The sequence below is a fragment of the Cupriavidus sp. 05T313 genome, from assembly GCF_056396665.1.
The window spans coordinates 26217-43736 of sequence record NZ_JBFTLX010000011.1; the positions used below are offsets into that span (position 1 = coordinate 26217).

Annotated in this window: 25 protein-coding genes; 2 read left to right on the forward strand and 23 right to left on the reverse strand. The window is 63.4% G+C overall.

The window, feature by feature from the left end; all coding sequences use genetic code 11:
- Window positions 1–19: 19 nt before the first annotated feature.
- From AC1DKD_RS04350 to AC1DKD_RS04460, 23 genes are all read right to left on the reverse strand, one after another.
- Window positions 20–343, reverse strand: coding sequence for a DUF1799 domain-containing protein (locus AC1DKD_RS04350; protein WP_477142988.1), 324 nt, complete (start codon window positions 341–343; stop codon window positions 20–22).
- 59 nt (window positions 344–402) lie between these two features.
- Window positions 403–750, reverse strand: coding sequence for a hypothetical protein (locus AC1DKD_RS04355; protein ID WP_477142989.1), 348 nt, complete (start codon window positions 748–750; stop codon window positions 403–405).
- A 75-nt stretch (window positions 751–825) separates the two neighbouring features.
- Window positions 826–1758, reverse strand: a complete 933-nt coding sequence (locus AC1DKD_RS04360; RefSeq protein ID WP_477142990.1) for a phage tail tube protein — start codon at window positions 1756–1758, stop codon at window positions 826–828.
- A gap of 3 nt (window positions 1759–1761) precedes the next feature.
- Window positions 1762–1980 (reverse strand): hypothetical protein, encoded by a 219-nt coding sequence (locus AC1DKD_RS04365; protein ID WP_477142991.1) that lies wholly within the window; start codon window positions 1978–1980, stop codon window positions 1762–1764.
- 9 nt (window positions 1981–1989) lie between these two features.
- Window positions 1990–2421, reverse strand: a complete 432-nt coding sequence (locus tag AC1DKD_RS04370) for a hypothetical protein (protein WP_477142992.1) — start codon at window positions 2419–2421, stop codon at window positions 1990–1992.
- The gene (locus AC1DKD_RS04375; RefSeq protein ID WP_477142993.1) at window positions 2418–2723 is read right to left on the reverse strand and encodes a hypothetical protein; all 306 of its coding nucleotides are present in this window, start codon (window positions 2721–2723) and stop codon (window positions 2418–2420) included. The genes AC1DKD_RS04370 and AC1DKD_RS04375 overlap by 4 nt, the downstream gene beginning before the upstream one ends.
- The gene (locus AC1DKD_RS04380) at window positions 2723–2941 is read right to left on the reverse strand and encodes a hypothetical protein (RefSeq protein ID WP_477142994.1); all 219 of its coding nucleotides are present in this window, start codon (window positions 2939–2941) and stop codon (window positions 2723–2725) included. Before AC1DKD_RS04380 ends, AC1DKD_RS04375 begins: the two co-directional genes overlap by 1 nt.
- 65 nt (window positions 2942–3006) lie before the next feature.
- Window positions 3007–3942 (reverse strand): hypothetical protein, encoded by a 936-nt coding sequence (locus AC1DKD_RS04385; RefSeq protein ID WP_477142995.1) that lies wholly within the window; start codon window positions 3940–3942, stop codon window positions 3007–3009.
- Between the two features lie 59 nt (window positions 3943–4001).
- A complete protein-coding gene (locus tag AC1DKD_RS04390; RefSeq protein ID WP_477142996.1) occupies window positions 4002–4376 on the reverse strand; it encodes a DUF2190 domain-containing protein in 375 nt (124 codons plus the stop codon).
- Window positions 4377–4413: 37 nt separating this feature from the next.
- Complete coding sequence (locus tag AC1DKD_RS04395; RefSeq protein ID WP_477142997.1) at window positions 4414–5772, reverse strand: S49 family peptidase; 1359 nt, start codon at window positions 5770–5772, stop codon at window positions 4414–4416.
- A 42-nt stretch (window positions 5773–5814) separates the two neighbouring features.
- Window positions 5815–7401 carry a phage portal protein gene (locus AC1DKD_RS04400; protein WP_477142998.1) on the reverse strand — a complete coding sequence of 529 codons (1587 nt, stop codon included), beginning with the start codon at window positions 7399–7401 and terminating at the stop codon, window positions 5815–5817.
- Window positions 7398–7613, reverse strand: coding sequence for a DUF6148 family protein (locus tag AC1DKD_RS04405; RefSeq protein WP_477142999.1), 216 nt, complete (start codon window positions 7611–7613; stop codon window positions 7398–7400). Before AC1DKD_RS04405 ends, AC1DKD_RS04400 begins: the two co-directional genes overlap by 4 nt.
- A gap of 3 nt (window positions 7614–7616) precedes the next feature.
- A complete protein-coding gene (locus tag AC1DKD_RS04410) occupies window positions 7617–9722 on the reverse strand; it encodes a phage terminase large subunit family protein (protein ID WP_477143000.1) in 2106 nt (701 codons plus the stop codon).
- Entirely contained in the window at window positions 9706–10236 is a 531-nt protein-coding gene (locus AC1DKD_RS04415) for a terminase small subunit (protein ID WP_477143001.1), read from the reverse strand. The genes AC1DKD_RS04410 and AC1DKD_RS04415 overlap by 17 nt, the downstream gene beginning before the upstream one ends.
- Window positions 10237–10384: 148 nt before the next feature.
- Complete coding sequence (locus AC1DKD_RS04420; RefSeq protein ID WP_477143002.1) at window positions 10385–11023, reverse strand: hypothetical protein; 639 nt, start codon at window positions 11021–11023, stop codon at window positions 10385–10387.
- A 323-nt stretch (window positions 11024–11346) separates the two neighbouring features.
- On the reverse strand, window positions 11347–11721 hold the full coding sequence (locus tag AC1DKD_RS04425) for a hypothetical protein (RefSeq protein WP_477143003.1): 375 nt from the start codon (window positions 11719–11721) through the stop codon (window positions 11347–11349).
- A gap of 289 nt (window positions 11722–12010) precedes the next feature.
- A complete protein-coding gene (locus tag AC1DKD_RS04430) occupies window positions 12011–12406 on the reverse strand; it encodes a sigma factor-like helix-turn-helix DNA-binding protein (protein WP_477143004.1) in 396 nt (131 codons plus the stop codon).
- Between the two features lie 14 nt (window positions 12407–12420).
- Window positions 12421–12741 (reverse strand): hypothetical protein, encoded by a 321-nt coding sequence (locus AC1DKD_RS04435; RefSeq protein WP_477143005.1) that lies wholly within the window; start codon window positions 12739–12741, stop codon window positions 12421–12423.
- Complete coding sequence (locus tag AC1DKD_RS04440) at window positions 12738–13871, reverse strand: hypothetical protein (protein ID WP_477143006.1); 1134 nt, start codon at window positions 13869–13871, stop codon at window positions 12738–12740. Before AC1DKD_RS04440 ends, AC1DKD_RS04435 begins: the two co-directional genes overlap by 4 nt.
- 2 nt (window positions 13872–13873) lie before the next feature.
- Window positions 13874–14059: a hypothetical protein gene (locus AC1DKD_RS04445; protein WP_477143007.1), complete on the reverse strand. Its 186-nt coding sequence runs from the start codon at window positions 14057–14059 to the stop codon at window positions 13874–13876.
- A gap of 5 nt (window positions 14060–14064) precedes the next feature.
- Window positions 14065–14469: a hypothetical protein gene (locus AC1DKD_RS04450; RefSeq protein ID WP_477143008.1), complete on the reverse strand. Its 405-nt coding sequence runs from the start codon at window positions 14467–14469 to the stop codon at window positions 14065–14067.
- Window positions 14466–14729 (reverse strand): hypothetical protein, encoded by a 264-nt coding sequence (locus AC1DKD_RS04455; RefSeq protein WP_477143009.1) that lies wholly within the window; start codon window positions 14727–14729, stop codon window positions 14466–14468. The genes AC1DKD_RS04450 and AC1DKD_RS04455 overlap by 4 nt, the downstream gene beginning before the upstream one ends.
- Window positions 14730–14794: 65 nt before the next feature.
- Window positions 14795–15367, reverse strand: a complete 573-nt coding sequence (locus AC1DKD_RS04460; RefSeq protein WP_477143010.1) for a hypothetical protein — start codon at window positions 15365–15367, stop codon at window positions 14795–14797.
- A 599-nt stretch (window positions 15368–15966) separates the two neighbouring features.
- Here AC1DKD_RS04460 and AC1DKD_RS04465 point away from each other — a divergent pair.
- Together AC1DKD_RS04465 and AC1DKD_RS04470 are read left to right on the forward strand one after the other, a co-directional pair.
- Window positions 15967–16707 carry an XRE family transcriptional regulator gene (locus tag AC1DKD_RS04465; protein WP_477143011.1) on the forward strand — a complete coding sequence of 247 codons (741 nt, stop codon included), beginning with the start codon at window positions 15967–15969 and terminating at the stop codon, window positions 16705–16707.
- 229 nt (window positions 16708–16936) lie between these two features.
- Window positions 16937–17269 (forward strand): hypothetical protein, encoded by a 333-nt coding sequence (locus AC1DKD_RS04470; protein WP_477143012.1) that lies wholly within the window; start codon window positions 16937–16939, stop codon window positions 17267–17269.
- Window positions 17270–17520: the final 251 nt, after the last annotated feature.

Genomic DNA, 17520 nt, shown 5'->3' on the forward strand with positions numbered 1-17520 from the left:
GCCGCAGCGGGTGTTGATGCTATTGGCGCCGCGCCTCGGCCTCATCCATAAAGACCTGCAGCGCCGCTTTCTCCATCAGCTGCAGATCCGCGAACAGGGCCGCCAGCCGCTTGCGTCGATATCGCTTTTTGCTCATGACGCTGTCGACGCCGGGATAGTTGAGGCCGGTGCGCACCACGCCGGCCATGGTGCCCACGTAGTTCCACTGAGTAGCCACGTCGAAGAACAGGAACAGGGATTCCTCGTTGTCGGCGTAGTAGAAAAAATCCTCGCCGGTCGGCCGCGCGCGCACCGCATCGAGCACGTCCTCGGGGGCGCCGAATGCCGCCAGCGCGTCGGCCACGTCGGCGTCGGCCTCGAAGTCATCCTCGCGGAAGCCAGCCCAATGGCGCGCGGCCGCAATCAGTTTTTTGCGCGCGCCGTGACGATGTTGTCCCAGAACGCCTGCTGCACCGCTGCGGCCGCCGGCGGGATGCTGAGCAGGAATGCCTTGTTCTCCTCGTTGAACTCGGCGACCGTGCCATCGTCGGCGACCATCTCTTTCCAGCCCACCAGGACCTCGCGCGCGATCCAGATCGGATCGTTAGCGCCCTCCACAATCCAGCGGGCCTTGAGCGCTTCCAACTCATCCACGGTGTACCGGGTGAAACTGGCCAGGAACTGCGATTTTTCGAGAATGCCTTTCTCGTTGAGGACCTCAACGTTGACGCGCGCGCCGAAGGTGGGTTTCATTGCCAGGCGGAATGCCATGGGGATCTCCTGAAGATGCAAAAGGCCCGCACAGTGGCGGGCCTTGATGGGTTTTGGTTGGTGCGACCAGGTCGCTTACTTGACGGTGATCACCAACTCATCGTTGCCGGCCGACGGGGCGACGATCAGGTTGGCGGTCATCATCGCCACGCCGTCCTGGTCGGTATAGGCCGGATTCGACAGCTGCACCTGTGGCGCGTCGAACTTGACGATGTTGCCGGGGACCGTGCCGTGGGTGATCGACAGCGAGCCGGTCAAGGCATCGCGGACCGTCGACCACCAGTCCTTCGAGGCGACGGTGGTGAGCTCCATGTTGATGCTGCCTGCCACCTGGCGATCGGTCTGGGCTCCGCCCTCGTAACCGATCAGCGAACGCCAGACCAGGGTGTTTGCCAGGTCGATCTGCAACGCCTGCAGCGGGCCCGTGTACCCCTGAATCGACCAGGTCGCCGTGTTCGTCTTGTTGGCGAGAACCGGGCGTTTGAACTTCGTGTAGTCGACGCTCGCCGGGTTCCCCGCATCGGTCACCGGGCTGAAGGCGCCGAGGAACTTGTAACGCATCACCGGAATGCCCTTGCTGGTAATGTCGAACGCGACCGTGCCCATGCAGCCGAGCAACTTGTGCAGCAGTCCATCAATATAGCCATAGATGGACACCGTCTCGTTGCTGCCAGTGATCGGCGCATATTTGACGTCGGTGGCCGCGGTGACCGTCTCCGACATGCCGCAGGCACGCATCAACGGTCCCCAGGCTGGGGCGGTACCGGCCGCGCCAGCACCGGCGAGTTCGACCTCAAAGTCCAGCTCACTATGGATACCAGCCGGCAGCTGGTCGCTGTTGCCGAAATAGGCGCGGATCAGGTTGCGCGGCACATTCTCGGCCACCAGCGGCTGGATGTTGACCGACCGCACCAGGATGGCATTGGCGGCGCCGGTGGGAATCGCATCCGTGCCGGATGTGGTCTCGATTTTCGCCAGAATGACGGTCCGTCGATTGAGCTTTGGCATGGCTTACTCCTTGGAAGGGTTGTCGGGCCGCGTGGCGAGTTCCAGCGCGGGGCCAGCGGTCGGGGTGCGCCGGCCCGTGACGGGATCGAACATGAACGAGCCACCGATGCCGGCATATTCATCGGTGCCGATGGCGATTTCCGAATCCAGCGGCACACCGGCCTGCGCGGCCGGCAGGCCCTCATCCGCCGGCGCATCATCGCCGGCCATGGTTGTCATCATGGGGATCTCCTAGGCACTCAGGCTGTCACGACTGGTGCGGTAAAACAGGTCGTAGTGGACGGTGCGCGCGCCGACGATGCCGCCGAGGTTGTCGTAACTCGGGGCATCCGTGCCGAGCTCGCCGATATCGATCAGGGCGGGATCCGTGAAGGCCATCACCACCGGGTGGACCAGTGCCAGCGTGGCCTCGGAAAGCGCATCCGGGTCGGCGTCACGGGCCACCACCGTAATCAGCAGCTCGGCGTGGCGATCGATCTCCGCGGTGGACTCGGCGCCCATCTGTTCCTGGCCGTGATGGACCACCAGCACGCGCTTGGTGGTGCGCATGTCCAGCGCGGCGAACAGGGAGCGCGAGAACACCAGGCCTAGCCCCTGCAGCGCTGGCGCAGCCTGCAGCGCCTGCAGCACGCCTTGCGCCATGGCCTCTCGTTTGGTTGTCATGTCGGTACCGGGTTAAGGTCGATCGCCACAAACGCGCCATCGCCGCGCTTGACGGGCGGGCCGACCGGGTTGTAGGAGCCGGCGCTGTTGCCTTCGGTCACCACCACCACGTCTGTGGCGGTCAGGACGCCAAACACGTCCGCGCGGCCGAGCAGCTGCACGCCGGCACCACGCGAGAGGCCGTTCAGCGTCTCGCCGGGTACCTGGCTGAGCAGCGCCAGCCGGGATATGCCCAGGCTGGCCACCGTCACCAGGTCGCCGAAATCCTCGACAAAGACGTCGAGGTCCTCACCGGGCAGCATCAGGCAGCCGGAGGGGTGGGATCGCCACCGGCGCCACCGTCGCCGCCGTCACCCTCCGGCCCCTTGCCGCCAGCGTCCTCATTCTTCTTGCGCCCCACGTTCTCGACCGCGCCGGCGGCTACCAGCACGGCGCCCTGCTCGTCGCTGACATCGAACACCGAGCCGGTCTCCTGCAGCTTCTTGCCGGTATCGACCGGCCAGTTTGCTTTGACTTTCATGGAATCCTCGAATGCAAACGGCCCGCTCATGGCGGGCCGCTGGGGTTATGTGTGCGACGCCAAGCTTAGGCGATCACGTTCTGGAAGAAGTACGACAGATCCGGCGCCGTCACCAGCTCCTGCACCCGCTCGCCGGCGCGCACCTTGTAGGCGCCTTCGAGACCACCGAAGTCCTTACCGAAATCCGCATCGGCGATGCGATCGCCGAACTGCGCGGTGAAGCCCCAGGTGGTCGACCGGGTGCTGTCCGATGGGATCTCGCGATAGGTGAAAGCGGCATGCTTGCCCCAGGTGCGCTGCAGAGCCATGGCCTGGCCGCGGCGGGCCGTGTTGACGAATGCCTCGCCCACCTGGATCTCCTCGAGCTCCAGCGCGTTGGCCAACTGCTGCCGCGTAACACCGCCGGAGGTGCCGCCTTTGCCGTTGACGTAGTCGATCACCTTGGGATGCAGGATCAGCTTGGTCCAAACCGCGCGACCGACCGTCATAACGTTCGGCCGCATCACCGGGGAATCGAGCGCGGTCAGGATCGCGCTGATCGGGTCGGAGCTGGTGTAGTCCGACCATTGCGAGGAGCCGTTCAGCGTGACCTTGTTGACGTGGTTGGCCGGGTTGAACACCGCAGCCGCTACCCGCACCTCACGGTCGAGCGTCACCAGCTTCATGGTGAATTCCGCCGCGGTGGCCAGGGGGTCGACGCCCTCCGGCGCATTCTTGACGTCATCGACCGGCACGACTTCATCCAGACCGTAATCGTTCACGGACGCGGTCTGGATCACACCGGTGCTTTCGACCTGGTTGGGCTTCGCCTTGCGGCCCACCTTGGTGTCGGGGACGGTGAACTGGTCCGCCATGCTCTGGACCAGGTACTTGAACTCGGCCTTGCCGACCGGCACGCGCGGCATTACCGAGTCGGCGATCATTTGGCCATTGGCATAGGCGATCACGACCGACGCAATAAGCGGCTGGTTGATCGGGTACGGGGCGACTGCAGTCGTCATGTAGTACTCCTAGAAAACGCGAAGAAGAAGAGGAACATCGGGGCGGCGTAGCCGGTGGCTTAGCCCTGGATCTGGTTGGGGCAGACCAGCAGCGAGCCGATGTCGCCGAGCACGCCGGAGACCTCTGCGAAGCCGATGGTGCGGGCATTCACGCCGGCCGCCGGTGCGGCGACGATGGCACGGCCGCTGGCGTCGCTGGTGAGCGGCGCGCCACGGGTGACTGCACCGCCGTACTCGACGTCGGCGATACCGCTGCGCACGATGCTGGGACGGTCGCCGGCGACGTAGGCAAAGCCTTCCGTCACGCCGAGCAGGGAATCGGTCGATGCCGAGCCCTGCTTGACCGCACCGTCGCTGGCGCCCTGCGCCACGATGCGGAACTTGCCGAGTGCACCCTCGGCGATGTGGGTTTTGATGAGACCAGGATTGCTCATGATGTAGTCCTGTGAGGATGGTTGGAGAAGGCGCCGATCAGGCCTGCGCCGACAGTTCGTTGAATGCCTTGGTGGCGGCCGCGGCGTAGCCAAGACGCTGACCGCTGGCCATGGCCGCCTGCATCAGCTCGGTCGCCCGTGCGCTGATTTCCTGCTGAGTCGGCGCCTTCTTGCCTCCGGCGTCCGGGTTATCAACCTTGGGTGGCAGCGGGTTCGGCGCATCGATCACAAGCGACTTGGCCTGCGCTGCAAGCGCACCACGGTGGGCGGCCAGGACTTGCGCGGCTGCCTGGTCCGGCGTGGTCTTACCATCGGCCTTGAGCGTGGCGATCAGCTTTTCGTGGCCGGCCATCGCATGGGACTCGATACCCAGGATGCGCTCGCGCTCGGCGGTGGCGCCGGCGGCGCTGGCCTCGGACTGGATTTGCTGCAGCAGCTCGGGCGATTGCGCCGCCAGCTCTTCGCGGGTGATGCTCATGGAGGTTCCTTTCGGAGAGGTGGGCAGGTCTGCCCGGGGTTTAGAAGGGGGCACGGTGCGCGCCCCGGTCGTGCTGAACTCGCCGGCAGCGAGCCGTCCTACCAACTGGTCTAGCGTGGCAATGCCGTCGACCAGGCCGGCATCGATGGCCTGCTGGCCAACGAAGATCCGCCCATCCGCCATATCAGCCAGCACCTGGTCGACGCCGGCGCCGCGGTTGTCAGCCACGGCCTGGACAAACTGGCTGTACAGGTAATCCACGTAGCCCTGCACCGACGCCCTGCCCTCCTCGGAGAGTGGGGCATAGCTGCTGGCAATGCGCTTGAACTTGCCGGAATAGACCTCGGTGGTCTTCACGCCGCGCTGGGCTTCTGCGCCGGACACATCACGGTGGCTGGTCACGACGCCGATCGATCCCACCTCGGTGGTGCCATCGGCGATGTACACGGCTTTCGCCGCGCTACCGATCCAGTACGCCGCCGATGCCATGGTGCCGTCGCCTAGCGTCACCAGCGGCTTGGCCGCGCCGACCTCGCGCACCACATCGGCCAGCTGCTGGGTGCCGGCAACGGTGCCGCCCGGCGAATCGATATGCAGCAGGATCGAGTTCACACGGCTGTTGGCTGCGGCGGCCCGCAGATCCCGCGCTACCAGGTCGCTGGAGGCACCGCCGGAGATGTCGCTGAACAGGTTGGCGCGCCGCCCGATCGTGCCCATGATGGGGATCACGGCCACGCCGTTGACGATCTCGTAATCCTGCGGCTCGCTTCCTAGCGGCCGGCCAAGGCTTGCCGCGACCGCCTGCAGGTCGACCTGCTCGCCCAACATGCGCGCGTCGTAGGCAGCGACGATCTCGATGAGCTTGCCCGGCAGGATGGCCCAGGGCGCGGTAACAACGTCGAGTAGTCGATTCATCATCGTTCCTGAAATGCAAAACCCGCCTTGGTAGGCGGGTTCGCTTTATTGGTTGGCACTGTCCGGCGGTGGATCCGCGTTGGGATCCGGCGGTGCTGGAGGCGTGGCCTCGGCGAGCAGACCATCCCGCCGGCGCGCCTCGATCTCCCTCGCCTGCTGCGCATGGTTGTCGACCCAGCTGCTGCCGTCATAGGCCATCGTTTCCTTCGCTAGCGTGGTGCGCCCGATCTCCAGGTTTTTCTGCGATGCGAGCGCTTCCTTGAGCGGATCGACCGCACCAGGCGCATCACCCACCCACTGGCAGCCCAGCCAGGCGCGCCGGATCAGCGGGTTATCGAAATAGCCCGGTGCCGAGATCCGGCCATTGGCGACCGCCTCATCCATCACCAGCTCATAGACGGGCTGGCAGAAGTTGGTGGCCAGCCAGAAGCGTCGCATCTTGAAGAAGCGCCAGGCGTCCAGGATCGCTGCCCGGGCCGCCGTGTAGCTGGAGGTGTAGTGCTTGATGAGCATCTCGAACGGCAGCTCCAGCGCCACGCCGATCTGCCGCAGGATCGACTGCACGAACGGATCGAACAGTGCGTTTGGCCTGCCTGGATTGATGATCTCCACGCTATCGCCCGGCGCGCCCTGGATGATGGCACCCTTGCCCAGCTTGTAGTCCGGCGCTGTATCGTCGCCCCCCTCCGTCGGATCAAAGGCACCTTGGCCGTCCTCGGTCTTGATGAACACCGTGAACATGCCGGACACCACCGCCGCGGCCAACTCAGCCTCGGTGTACACGCCGAGCTGGCGCAGCGGATCGATCACCGGCGCCAGGTAGGGTTGCCCGCGCGTCTGGCCCACCCGTCGACGCTCGAACAGGTGCAGGACGTTGCGCCGGCCGGTACTGGTACCGAACACTTCGCGCCGGTCCCATACCCTATCCCTTACCCCCAGGCCGCCAGGATGTGAGCGCAGAAAGTGACACGCGACGGGCGCACCGAAATCGTCCAACTCCACGCCACCCGCCAGCTTGTCGGTATCGCGCACGTTTTTCGGATTGCAGCAACGGTCTCCCTCGATCAGCTGCAGCCGCGTGCGATAGGCCGTGCGGTGGCGCTCGAGCATTGGCGTGACGCAGAACACGTCGCCGTTTTCCAGCGTAGAGCGGAATGCCAGCGCCTGCATTTCGTAGAAGGTCTGCGCCAGCGTGATGTCGCATTCCTTGCTGTCGGCAAACAGCGAAAACTCAAGCTGCGCCTGTTGCTGCCAGGCGGCCGCCTGCTCCTCGGACAGCCCCAGCACCTTGGCGTCGATGGTTGGCTGCGGCGCGAGGCCAGTGCCGACCACGTTGGTCACCACCGTATTGATCGCACCGACCGCCAGCGGATTGTTACGACCGAGGTCGCGGCTGCGATTGCGCAACTCACCGAGTTCCGGCAGCAGATCCGCGTCGGCCGATCGACCGAAGGCGAACCAGTTGCGCAGCGAGCGCTTGGTGCGGGAAGCGCCATCATAGGCGCCCGAGTAGGCCTGCGCCGTGCGGGCCTGCGCGCGCCGATTGCCAGCGGCCGGGTTGAAATAGTTGACCAGGCGGTCGGGCAGCGTCAACTTGCTGGCCAGCACGGCGCCGAGCTTGGCGTCCTTCATTCCGCCACCCCGTAGCCAATCCGCATCCGGCGGCCGCCGTTTTTAGCGGCGCTGATCCTGACCTCCCAATAGTCGATCTGCTTGCGGATCTCGGCAGCGTCGGCCCGCGTGAGCTTACGCCCCTCGATCTCATAGGATTGATTGCGCGCCACTGCCAGGCTGGCCGCCAGCCAGGCATCGAGCTGCGACTGTGCTTGTGCCGCTGTAATCATGGGTCATATCTCCACGCCACCTGAGACGGTGCCGTAACGGCGCCGGCGTCGCGGTGGCAAGTTGGGGGTTTCGTTGGTGGTGACCGGCGCTGGCGCTTGCCGATGCCGCGCCGGCGGGGCGTCCTGGTCGTCTTCGTCGTCTTCCGCGTCGACCTCGCGAGGTGCGGCCGGCGGCTCCGGTGTCGGGACTGGCTCGGGCGGCGCCGGCTCGTCGAAGAGCCCGGCCTGCGACAACCGCGCCTCCAGGGCGGCCCAGTCGCGCTCCTGCATCAAGTGGACCTTGGCGGCACGCGTGGCGTGCAAGGCGTACACCTCGCAGTCCAGCGCTTCGTTGCGCTTGCCCACCTTCTTTTGCCAAACGCGAATGACGTGGCCGTTTTGCTGCCGCGTCGGCGCCTTGACCTCGGCCAGCAGCTGCTCGAAGTAGTCGGCGATCACGTTTTTGTAGACGTGGAAGCGGCCCGGCCCTTTGCCCTCCATGCCAACGCGGCCGCGCTCACCAATGAGTAGATCCTTGGCGCGGCCCACGCCGACCATGAACACCGCAACGCCGTACTTGGCCGCCTTGGTGTTCTTCTTGTTGGTGTCGATCACTGCGCTGGGCTTGCGGAAGATCTCCGCATCAGCGTTTGTCGAACCCTTGATGGCCATCACATGCGGCACACCGCGGCCCTGGCGCGAGCGCACGTACTTGTAGACCGCATCGGACGTATTGCCGTCTGAGCTGTCGATCGACGCGGCGGAGATCGACAGGCCAAAGCCGCGAACGTGGCGATACTTGCCAAAAATCAGCTTGTCGAGCTGGTTCCAGACGTCATCGGTAATCAGCGCAGTTTGTCCCCACAGCTGGTCATAGCGCACCAGCCAGGACTCTTCGCCGCGGCCGTAGGCACGCACGGCCACCTCAAGACGGCTGGGCTGCACGTCGACGCCAATCACCAACATCAAGCCGCCTTCCGGCACGATGCCAGCCTCATAAGGCAGCGCGCGCTCAGCCAGCTCGTCGGCCTTGGGCTGGTCGCCCTTGAATGAGTAGGCCACGCCCATCGAGCTATTGGTGAACGCCACCAGCTTGCTCTCATCACCCATCGCCAGGTGGTGGAGCGCCGTGAGCCAGTTCTCCATCAGAATCGGCATCACCGAGCCGGGAAATGGGCTATACAGCTCGTTGATGAAGTAGCCGGCGATGCCGTTGAACGGCGCGGTGGCCATCCAGCGGCCGGCCTTCACGTTGCGGCGCTTCTCCGTATCGTTCCAGATGCCGCCGCAGTGCGGGCAGACGTAGTAGGCCTTCTCCGGCACCTTCTTGCCGAAAATCGGATGCGATGCGCCCTCCTCTTCGGGGCATTTGAGGTAGTCGAAACTCAGCGCGTGCTCTTCGCCGCAATGATGGCAAGGTACCATGCCGACTCGCTTGTCGGAGAGCTCCATCTCGGCCGCGATGGTCGATGTGCCCTCGACCGTCGGCGTGCCGCCGATCACGATCTTGACGCGCGAGCGGCGAAACGTCTTGGTCCGCTCCTTGGCCAGCTTGATCGAGTCGCCCTGGCCGCGCAGGTTCAGATTGCAGTCGTCGGGCTCTTCGATAAAGATGCGCGGGATCGGACTGGACTTGACGCTGGAAGGCGAATTGGATCCGACCAGCTTGAGGAAGCCGCCGCGGAAACGCTTGAACAACATGCGCTGCTGCGACTTTCGGCTGCGCAGGTCCACTGCCCTGCGCAGCCGCGGCGTGGCGCTCACCATCGGCTCGAACTTCTCGGCCATGTATTCCTTGGCCGCGCCCTCTTTCGGGAACAGGCCAAGGATCGGCGACGGGTCCAAATCGATCCACTTGCACAGGATGTTGCCCAGCACGCCTGAGGTCCACGCGACCTGCGCTGATTTCTGGCAGCACACCTCGATCACGGTCGGATCATCGAGCGCCTCGAGCGGATTTCCCGGCCAGCAGAGGTAAGGCGTCACCTCCGGGTCATACTTGCCGGCGCGATCGGCCTCGACGCTCGACAGGAACCGATACTTGCGCGCCCATTCCAGGGCATTCATGCGGGGCGGCAGGGCCCAGCGCGAAACGGCCATACGCAGCGTGCGCTTAGCCGTATTCGTCATCCTCCTCATCGTCTCCGGCATCGTCAGGATGCTCAGAGTCCGGGTCTCCATCTCCATCATCGTCTTCGTCCAGGTGTTGGAGCTTGGCCAGGCACTCCTCAATGAAGGGCAGCACGAGCTGCTCGTCAATCTCGATGTCGTGCGCCTCGAACACGGCATCGGCCACCTTGCCGGGCAGCAGCAGCATCTCGGTCTTGGCCGCCTCGACGTGGCTGGCCCACAGGCCTTCAAACTTGGCCGCCGGCGCCAGCAGTTCCAGCTTTTCGCCGATGCGCAGCTCGACCTCGATTTTTCGCGCGCGGTCGAGCTCATCCTTCGGACTGGACAGGCCTGCGCGGTGCAGCTCGCGCTGCGTGTACCAGGCGAGCACGGCTGCGGTGTCGTATTCGTTGCCGCGGCCGCGCTGGCCAGCCAGTTCCACCGGCATACCCTCCTTCGCTTGCCAGCGGATCAGCGTCTGCACCGCGAATCCGGTGATCTCCGCCAGCTCCTGCAGGTTCACCTTCTTGCCCATGACACCCCCAAAACTAACTAACCCTAGAGCCCCTTTCATCTAGGAAAAGAACGCGGTGCGAATGACCCCCGCGAGACGGGAGGCCGGAAGGACCCGCGTGCGCCCGGCTGCACCCCACCGGGCGCCCTGCCCTGCCCGCCGGCGCCGGCTACCGCGCCGTGGCCAGCGCCTGCTCCCAGGCCTGCAGCATCTCTCGCTCGAAGTTCGCGCGTGCCGTCAGCTCAGCCACCTCGCTGAAGCGCAGCCGTTTCTCATACTGGGCGCTGGTGGCGAAGACCAACACCGGCACGATCTTGCGGTTACGGTCGACCCGCGCATAGATGGCCTCGGGCAGGTTGTGCCCGCGCGGCTTGCCCTTGAAATACCGCTTCGACGTGCCAGAAGAATTGAGCTCGGCTGCAATCGTCTTGATCGTGCCGCGGGTCAGGTTGCCGTACTGGTTCAGTTTCGCGCCGGCGCCTGGCAGCGCGATGCCCTTGCCGAACAGCTTCTCGAACGTTTTGAGCTCACGCTGGCCGCCCTCGACTTCGGTGCGCAGGTAGCGAGCCTGTCGGTCCTTGATGAAGACCGAGGATTCCAGCGAGGTCTTGTTGGCCGGCGTAGTGCCCACCGCCGTGCGCGTGAATGGCGCAGGATTATCGAACGCGCGCATGATCTCGCTGGTCTCAGCCCCCTGCGCCAGCTTGGCTAACCGCGTGAGCGCCACGGCCGCGGCGAACGGCATCTGCCGCTGCTGCAGGCCGAAACCCTGCACCACGCTGCTTACATCAACGCTTACGGCTGACATGGGGTATCCCCTCGCTCGTTCACCTGGCGGCTCCTGTTCGGCCCCGTGAAGATGAGTCGCACCCGCCTCTTACGAAAGACGCGCGGATCGACGCAAGCGGCGCCTGCGCGACAAGCAGGGCCGGCGAGTTGCGCGGCAAGCTCTACTGCCCATTCAGGTGAAAGCTCAATGCTCGCTGCCCGCCGCCCCTCGAATACCGTCAGCGTACGAGTGCCATCCAGCTCATGCGCCACCGCATAGGAGAGCATCGACTGCATTGCCAGCCTGTTCTTTGCGAACAACTGCATCAAGCGAGAAAGGAAAGGACTGCGCTTCGCCATATGCTAACTCCCCGTAGCTTGGGCCGGCTCTTCTTCGTGGGCCGTAGTGCACAGGCATTGCGTCAGGATGATCACCAGCAGAAGCATCGTCGCCAGCCATTGATGCTCTGTCCAGGCCAGGTAGGCCACAGAACCGAGCGACCAGATCCAGCGCGCGACCGGGTATCGCGGAAAGTCCGCCTTCTTGCTGCGAAGCGCGATGCGCCCGGTTTCGGTCAGGCACGTTGCGACAACGAGGAGTGCCAGCGTTAGCCCGAGTGTCGCCATCACGCCGTAGACGACGACCGCGACCCGGCCAGCCCCATCGTTACCCGCGATATGCAGCCCGGCGAGCGCAGCCGCAGCAATGCGCAGAATCCAATCAAAAGCCGTCTTCAAGACTCACCTCCGGAATGAAAAAAGCCCCGCCGGCATGACCCTGGCGGGGCGAATCGGGCGGGATGCCCGAGGAGACAACTGGAAATCAGGCGGCGCAGAATGCAAAAAGCCCGACCAGGTAGGGACCGGATCGGGCTTCGCTTTCACTGCACGCACTGAAACCACAGCGTAGCCGAAATCTACCCCTACCCAGTCAGGATTTCAATAGCGAGCGTCAGGGTCCCCCTTTAACCATTTGATCCATAAAAGAAAAAAGGCGCTACCTTGAAAAATGGTTTTGCTGGTTCTGTCAGGGCTTCAGCAGCAGATGCAGCGGCAGCACCTTGGCCTGCGGATTCTTGAGGCAGTACTCGAGCGCGACCAGCAGCGAGTTATGCAGGCGGCGGACATGGCTCTCGCTCACGCCCAGCCGCTGCCCGATCTTCTGGCGCGTCAGTTCCTCGACGTACCAGGCCATGGCCAGCTTGCGCAGATCGAGCGGCAGCCGCCACAGCGCTTCGTGCAGCTGCTCGCACTCGGGCGGCGACATCGGAATGAACGACCGCAGCGGCATCGAGCGGATCTCCTCGAGCGTGAGGCAGCTCTCGCCGTAGCCATTCGGCGCGCCGCCGGACTTGGCCCATTTGCCCCACGAATGTAGGCGATCGACCGCCCACTCCAGCCGCTCGCGCTCGCGCTTGTCCACTCGAATCCCGACCGTCATCGCTTCGCCCTCCCCCCAACGATGGTGCGCATCCGCGCGAATTCCAGTTCGGCCGCGGTCGCGTCCGATGGCATGTTCTCGGCCTCCGGAATGCCTGGAATCGGTGGCAGGTGTTCACGCACGCAATCCGACCACAGCCATTCCCAGCGCGATCGCGCCTCCGGCCATGCCACAACCAGCACCTGGTCGAGGCCAAAGCGCACGGCCGTCCAGAACACGGCGCGCGAGCTCCACCGGTCGCGCTTGACGGCACGCATCTGCAGCTGCTCCACCGCCTCGGCATAGGCAAGCTCGGCGCTCCGCTCGGCCGCGCTCATTTGCGGCCGCCCCTGCGCACCAGCTTGCCCAGCTCACCACGCGGCAGCGGGCCGGGCTCGCCATCGATCTGCGCGGCAAACGCGGCATCTGCTGCGGCCTGATTGACGAGCCGAATGCGCTCCTGCTCGCGCGCCGCTTCCACATCCTCGGCGTAGTGCGTTTCCCAGGCCTCGCCACACTCTTTCGCATTCCGCAACAATGAATTGAAGTACGGCCAAGGCTTACCGACCACCCCCGCCTTCGTAGCGCCATGCCATTCGTCCAAAACGCGCTGGGCGAGCGTTTTGCTCAGCGGCGCCGTCGAACATGCGATGTAGGCCCGCTGGCGCTGCGTGATACCGGTCGGCCAGTCCAGATGCGGCTCCCAGGTGAGCACCGGCTCCGAACCCTTCTCCCCTGCAAGCCGGGCCGGAGGCCGATCCCCACCGCCATTCAACGGCTCGTGGCGTTGCTCTGAGGGCCCGTTGCGCCCTTGCGTCGCGGTGGGTGTTTCGTCGCCTTTCAGGGGGCTGCCTTCCTCCTGCGCCGCAGGCGCGGGAGGGTTGATCGCCTTGGTTGTTTCGTCGTCTTTCAGGGGGTTATCAGCCTCCTGCGCCGCAGGCGTGGGAGGGTTGATCGCTTTGCCATCCTCCTCGTGCCGCAGGCATGAGGGGGTAGGGGGAGTAGGTTTTAAGGTTTTACCGGACTCCTGATGTGTGGCGGCTTTCGCGTTATCCACAGGGGCGCGAGTGCGCTGCGAACCCTTGCCACGACTAGCCTTAACGGGTGCTGTAGACTGTATCGAGGTCGTATCGGGTTGTTTCTGGACATTTTTGTCCTTATCAGCCAACGGGCACGCGAACACCATCTCATAGGGACCGCCCATCCTGCGCAGCAATCCCATCTCCTGCAGCCTGGTCAGCATGCGCTGCAGCTTGCTCTTGTCGTGCGCCAAGTACTTCACGCCGTGCCGAGCGTTGCGCTCCGTCCATTCCTTGAGCGCCTGGTAAGAGATCCGCACGCGGCGCCCCACCACGCCCGTCTTGAAGTCCATGCGTGGCCGCAGCGCGCCCACATAGAGCTGGAAGATGTCCGCGCCGGCACCATGCAGTGCGTCCAGCTCCAGATCGTTGATTCGGAAGGCAGGCATGGTTAGAACTCCTCGCCGACAGCATCAATGAATTGCGGCCGTACTTCGCGCACGTAGCCGTTCTTCCATGCACGGCAGTGACCTGTGCCGTCCGCGTACGGATTGGAAGCAATCGGGCACTGGCCAGCTAACGCGGCTACCTTGCCCTGCTCCTCGATCTTGCTGATTGGTTGAATTGGATAGTCCATGGTCTTTACGGCCGCTCGCTGGCGGTTTCACATAGAAGGTCAAAGGTCAACATGAAGGCACGCGGGTTGTACGGCCCGGTCTCGATGCGATCGGTGGCGATGGCCACCTCAGCGCGATAGGCGATACGGTCGCTGCCTGACAGCTGCAGCCATCGCTCTTTGCAGATTTGGGCCAGCGTCGACATCTGCCCGGCGCCGGCGAACACATAAAACACATCGCGCAGGGTCCAGAAGGTCAGCAGATGCCGCGCGAAGGCATCAAGGCCCTTCCCGCCCTTCACCAGCGCAATCTCGCTGGCCCGCCGGCGCGCGCACGCCAGCTGGACCGCGTGCCTGCATGCCAGGCCGGCCCACACTCGCGTGGACTTGCAGCACGTCATGCCAGGCTCGAAGCGAATCTCCATCTTCACGCGGGCGGCACCTGGTCGAACGTGCAAAGGTCTTCCCACACGTCGCCGAGATTGGCTCGACCGTCATAGGCAACCGCAAGGCAATGCTTAAACGCTTCGTCCAGACGCAGCTGCGCCTTGTATTCCTCGCTACTCACGCTTAGCAGCTTGAATTGCCGTCCGCCCCCCACCTTGATCGCAAAGACGCCGAATGGCTTGCCGCCTGCCACCACGCGCTTCTTGATGCGCGCGAAAAGCTTACGCAGCTCTGCCTGTGTCAACGGCTTGCGCTTCCGCGGGGATTTTGTAAGTCGGCAGCGCGCAGTAATGAACGCAGCGCCTGGCGTCATACCTTGCGCTTCCGCTTGGTGATCAACTTGCCGAGCGTGCGCAGGAGCCGGCGCTTGAAGCCAACCGCCTCGCGCAGCTCGCGGTGGGCGTCCTGCACGGCCTCGTCGGAGGTGTCGGTGGCAAGGCGCAGCACGGCCTGGTGCCCTTTCGCATCCTCGCGCATGAGCTTTCCCAGGGCCGCATGGACACACAGCTCCGGCTCCGGCTCGCCGACCTCGGCGCGCACGAACAGACCGAAAGGCGCCAACAGTTGATCGAGCACGTTGATCCGGAGATCTGCCGGCAGCGCTGCCAGGATCGACGGGATGAAATTGGTCGGCAGTAGGGTGCTTTCCTTCGTTTCATCATCGAGCCAGCGAAACACGCGCTCGGCATTGACCTTCATGCGCTCAAACGTATCTCGTGTCATCGGCTCGAAGCGGATACCCGTTACATCATCGTAGCCGAGCCGCTCATGGGTGCTGACAATGAGATCGACCACCGACTCCCGTCCCATCCGCTCCCGTGTCCGCCAAGTGTTGACAGCATGGCGCAGCATGCCAATCAGTCTCTGAGGTTGGTTCTGCATGAATTGTTTTCCCCGGTGGATACACTGCCGTCTAAACCAAGCGCAACCGCACGCCTTACACCCTCGGGATGAAATCTGTGTTCCAACCCAAGTCAAAATTGCGTCGACTGACCCCGCTGGAGCGCCGCAGGATCGCTGTCCTGCAGCGCACAACAACACGCAGGACTGGCCTCACCCCGATAGCTCCGACTGACGTGGCACAGATCGCGGCGCTAGGTGCAAACAGAGAGACCTAACGTGGACGCTCTAGTCCCGGAGTAGTCAACGGGAAATGGACTTCTCGGGCGGGGATGCCAGCTAACTCCGGCCAGCGCTTCACCCATGTGTCCGGGCACAGTTCCTTTCGCGTCACAGTGCCTGCGGAGTTCTGCTCGATCGCCACACAAAGCTCACATTTGAACTGGCGGCTCGTGCTTATCGCTCTCCGCATATAGTTTTCAGAGGTACCGCACGCAGCGGCAAACGCGGCGCGCGCTGACTTATCTAAGGAGTTGAGGTACGTGAGGAGGTCCATACCACAAGCATTACATTTATGTAATTTCAAGTCAATACAGTTCTGTGATTTACCTTAATGTAATTTGGCCGGACAATCCGAACGCATGACCACCGCAGATAACCGCCGCCGCCGCCTGTTGGCGCTCATCAAGGAACAGTTCGGGACCCAGGCTGAGTTCGTCCGCCGTACCGGCGAAAATCAGGGTGCTATCTCAGCAATCCTCAGCGGCGCCAGGCCGTTCGGGGAAAAGAAGGCCAGGGATATAGAGGACAAGGCCGGTGTACAGGCAGGGTGGCTGGATCAAGCGACAGCAGACGAGAGTGCTGTCAACCCCACTTCAGTGGAAAAACAATCTGTGCCACCGAAAGGCCAAGGGGCCTCAGCCAGCACTTACAATGCGCTGCAGGGAGACAACTTCGAGCCAGGCCCCGACCTTAGGCCGAGGCGCTACCCTGAGATTTCTTGGGTGCAAGCAGGGATGTGGACGGAGAATTGCGAGAATTTTGTACCGGACGAGCACACAATTTGGCACCAGTGCCACATTGATCTTGGGCCATGCGGCTTCGTGGTCAGCGTGCGCGGGCCTTCCATGACCGCACCGGCCGGCATTCATCCATCCTTTCCTGATGGCATAAAGCTGTTTGTCAGCCCTGATTCCGAGGCATTGCCAAGCAAGTTTGTAATCGTGCGCCGTGATGGAAAAGCCACATTCAAAAAACTAACGCTAGTCGACGGTGACCTTTACCTTGAGGCCATAAATCCCGATTGGCCGGATCGCTATATTCGCGTTCAGGATCACGATCACTTCTGCGGCGTAGTCCGGCATGCGGGATTCGACCTCTGAGCGTGCCCCAATGTTGATCGGGTAGGTATTGTCGACGTGCGCCGCCTTAGTGCTTCGAAAAGGAGGCTGCATGCGCAGTACCGAAAAATGCTCAGCCTGCGGGGCATATGTAGCAAAGCGAGCGCAATGCGTAAGGTGTGGCGGCCCGCTGCAGGAAGCGGTCTCTACTGTGCCAGAGGCTACGGCAGCGCCCTCAGAGCATCCTGTGGACTCAGTGCTTAGCGCAGGCATGTTCCTCATTGTTGGCACCGCAATTGCCGCCCTTTCCATCTGGCTACTGTCCTCTGCCAGTAAGCCTGGCAATGAAGCGGAAAGCAGCGATGCTTGGATCGCCCGCAACCAAAATATTGTCAGAAAGGCCCTCCGCGACCCAGATAGCGCCGCATTCTCTGACACTAGGATTGGGGTCAATAAGATTGTTTGCGGCCGAGTCAACTCACGGAACGGTTTCGGGGGGATGACTGGATACCAGCGCTTCATTGCTGGTGGAGAATCATTCGGCCCGTACCTTGAGGAACAAGTTCAGCACTTTGATATTGTATGGGAACGATACTGCCCTTGATTCTCTGTTTGCGAACTGATGGCGCCTGACGGCAGCCGTCCTTCGCAGTAACCCTGCCAGATCCGCACTTTACTAGCCCGCCAACCTCTGCGGGCTTTTTTGCGTCTCGGCACAGCGACAATCGGTCTGCTACCCATAGGAGGCCATACCGGTGCAGCCCTCCCACCTCGCACTCGCGCCTCTCCCCCGTACTTCTTCTGCCCGATTCTGCACCTACTGACATACAGCAAGCGAGCCATCATCGATAAATT

Bases quoted from the DNA above. Each gene is read 5' to 3' on its own strand.
- AC1DKD_RS04355 (WP_477142989.1), bottom strand. From the start codon at position 750: ATGGCATTCCGCCTGGCAATGAAACCCACCTTCGGCGCGCGCGTCAAC.
- AC1DKD_RS04360 (WP_477142990.1), bottom strand. From the start codon at position 1,758: ATGCCAAAGCTCAATCGACGGACCGTCATTCTGGCGAAAATCGAGACC.
- AC1DKD_RS04365 (WP_477142991.1), bottom strand. From the start codon at position 1,980: ATGATGACAACCATGGCCGGCGATGATGCGCCGGCGGATGAGGGCCTG.
- AC1DKD_RS04370 (WP_477142992.1), bottom strand. From the start codon at position 2,421: ATGACAACCAAACGAGAGGCCATGGCGCAAGGCGTGCTGCAGGCGCTG.
- AC1DKD_RS04375 (WP_477142993.1), bottom strand. From the start codon at position 2,723: ATGCTGCCCGGTGAGGACCTCGACGTCTTTGTCGAGGATTTCGGCGAC.
- AC1DKD_RS04380 (WP_477142994.1), bottom strand. From the start codon at position 2,941: ATGAAAGTCAAAGCAAACTGGCCGGTCGATACCGGCAAGAAGCTGCAG.
- AC1DKD_RS04385 (WP_477142995.1), bottom strand. From the start codon at position 3,942: ATGACGACTGCAGTCGCCCCGTACCCGATCAACCAGCCGCTTATTGCG.
- AC1DKD_RS04390 (WP_477142996.1), bottom strand. From the start codon at position 4,376: ATGAGCAATCCTGGTCTCATCAAAACCCACATCGCCGAGGGTGCACTC.
- AC1DKD_RS04395 (WP_477142997.1), bottom strand. From the start codon at position 5,772: ATGATGAATCGACTACTCGACGTTGTTACCGCGCCCTGGGCCATCCTG.
- AC1DKD_RS04400 (WP_477142998.1), bottom strand. From the start codon at position 7,401: ATGAAGGACGCCAAGCTCGGCGCCGTGCTGGCCAGCAAGTTGACGCTG.
- AC1DKD_RS04405 (WP_477142999.1), bottom strand. From the start codon at position 7,613: ATGATTACAGCGGCACAAGCACAGTCGCAGCTCGATGCCTGGCTGGCG.
- AC1DKD_RS04410 (WP_477143000.1), bottom strand. From the start codon at position 9,722: ATGACGAATACGGCTAAGCGCACGCTGCGTATGGCCGTTTCGCGCTGG.
- AC1DKD_RS04415 (WP_477143001.1), bottom strand. From the start codon at position 10,236: ATGGGCAAGAAGGTGAACCTGCAGGAGCTGGCGGAGATCACCGGATTC.
- AC1DKD_RS04420 (WP_477143002.1), bottom strand. From the start codon at position 11,023: ATGTCAGCCGTAAGCGTTGATGTAAGCAGCGTGGTGCAGGGTTTCGGC.
- AC1DKD_RS04435 (WP_477143005.1), bottom strand. From the start codon at position 12,741: ATGAGCGCGGCCGAGCGGAGCGCCGAGCTTGCCTATGCCGAGGCGGTG.
- AC1DKD_RS04440 (WP_477143006.1), bottom strand. From the start codon at position 13,871: ATGCCTGCCTTCCGAATCAACGATCTGGAGCTGGACGCACTGCATGGT.
- AC1DKD_RS04445 (WP_477143007.1), bottom strand. From the start codon at position 14,059: ATGGACTATCCAATTCAACCAATCAGCAAGATCGAGGAGCAGGGCAAG.
- AC1DKD_RS04460 (WP_477143010.1), bottom strand. From the start codon at position 15,367: ATGCAGAACCAACCTCAGAGACTGATTGGCATGCTGCGCCATGCTGTC.
- AC1DKD_RS04465 (WP_477143011.1), top strand. From the start codon at position 15,967: ATGACCACCGCAGATAACCGCCGCCGCCGCCTGTTGGCGCTCATCAAG.
- AC1DKD_RS04470 (WP_477143012.1), top strand. From the start codon at position 16,937: ATGTTCCTCATTGTTGGCACCGCAATTGCCGCCCTTTCCATCTGGCTA.